The sequence below is a fragment of the Mesorhizobium sp. M4A.F.Ca.ET.050.02.1.1 genome (assembly GCF_003997725.1).
Lineage (GTDB): Bacteria > Pseudomonadota > Alphaproteobacteria > Rhizobiales > Rhizobiaceae > Mesorhizobium.
In genome coordinates this window covers 1-1,787 of record NZ_RZSG01001038.1, presented here as the reverse complement: position 1 = coordinate 1,787, position 1,787 = coordinate 1, and the positions used below count along the sequence as shown (strand labels likewise).

Annotated in this window: 1 pseudogene; it reads left to right on the top strand. The window is 66.7% G+C overall.

What is annotated here, in order from left to right:
* A pseudogene (locus EOA33_RS34660) lies at window positions 1-1,787 on the top strand (translocation/assembly module TamB); the annotation flags it as partial.

Below are 1,787 nucleotides of genomic sequence, written 5' to 3'. Positions count from 1 at the left end.
GGTCGATACGGTTCTCAAGGTCACCCGCCACGACGGCAAGCAAGGCAATGTCGACGCCAAGCTGCATTTCGCGCCGGCCGACAATAAGCTCGACCTCGATCTCAAGGCGTCGGAGCCGACCGGCGGCATCATCGCAAATCTGCTCCAACTGCCGGGCCAGCCGCCGGTCGAGATCGTCGTCTCCGGCACAGGACCGCTGGGCAACTGGAGCGGCATCGGCACTTTCGTCGTCGACGGTCAGATCGTCACCCAGCTCACCGGACGCCACCAGCTCACCGACAAGGGCCATATGGTGGAGGCCAAGGGCGACGGCGATTTCGAGCGCTTCCTGCCCGAGAAGCTGAAGCCGTTGTTTGCCGGCAAGACCAGCTTTGATCTCGCCGGTACCGCGACCCCCAGCGGCGGCGTCGACATCGAGCGGGCGGTGGTCGAGAGCGGCTCCGTGCACGGCACGGCCGCGGGCATGGTCGATCCCAAGGGCGCCAGCGACCTGTCGGTGGAACTCGCCGCCAAGGCCGAGCCGGTGGTGCTCGACGTCGGCACAAAGGCGCAGCCGGTCACCGTGGCGGTCAAGAACGCAACCGCCCGTGCCTTCGGCGACGGCAAGGCGCCGATGGTCGATATCGGCGCGTCGCTGGTTTCTGTGGCGGCGGGCGGCACCCAGCTCAACGATCTCACGGCCGCGATCCATTCCGACGGCTTCGATATCCAGGATCGCAGCGGTCCGCTGTCGATCAAGCTCTCGGCCGGCGGGCTGAAGACCGACGTGGCGACGCTGGAGCCGCTGGTGACTGGCGAGCTCATCGCGGATCTGGCCGGCACGATCAGCAAGGACGAGATTTCCGTCGACCAGGGCACGCTGCGCAGCGATGCGCTGAATGCTTCGCTGACGGCCACGGTTTCGCTCGTCGATCTGGCGATGAAGCTGAAAATGAATGCCGATGCGGTGTCGAGCGCGCTCCCGCCACAGATCCGCTCGGTGCTTGGCGAGCGCGTCATGTTCTCGGCGGCCGCCACCCGCGATCCGCAAGGGGCGTTCGCCGCCAATTCGTTGTCGCTGACTTCCGGTTCGCTCAGCGCCAGCGGCACCGCCCGCGCGCAAGGCTCGGACATCCAGGCCAACGTCACGGGAACGCTGGGCGACGTCTCGGCGCTGTCGTCGCTGGCCGGGACGCCGCTCGCCGGGGGAATCAATTTCACGCTGTCCGCGAGCGGTCCGCGCTTTGCGCCGGATTTTTCGGTCGCGGCCGACAGCGCCAGCCTGACCGCGGCCGGCCGCACGGTCAAGGACGTCAAGCTTTCGGCGAAAGGCAAGGCGGACATCGCCAGCCCGCAGGCGGACATCTCGCTGACCGGCAGCGTCGAGGAGCACGCACTGGACATAAGGGCGTCGCTGGTGACCAGCGAGGGCAAACGCTCGATCAAGGGGCTCAGCCTTGCCCTCGGCGACAACAAGGTTTCCGGCGACCTTGCGCTCGAGGACAATTTCCTGCCGCAAGGAACGCTGACGCTGGCGGTGCCCGACATTGCGCCGCTGGCGGCGCTCGGCGGACAAACGGCGACCGGCGACATAAACGGCACCATCGCCTTCGCCAAGGAAGGCGAGGCGCCGACCTTCACCATCAATGCTGCCAGTGGCTCGATCGCGCGCGGCGAGGTGGCGGCGAAAGCGATCACGGTCAACGCGCTGATCGCCAACTATCTCAAGAGCCCAGCGATATCAGGCACGATCAAAGCGGATACGGTGACATCGGGAACCACCGTCGTCAGCGGCATCGGCGTCGATC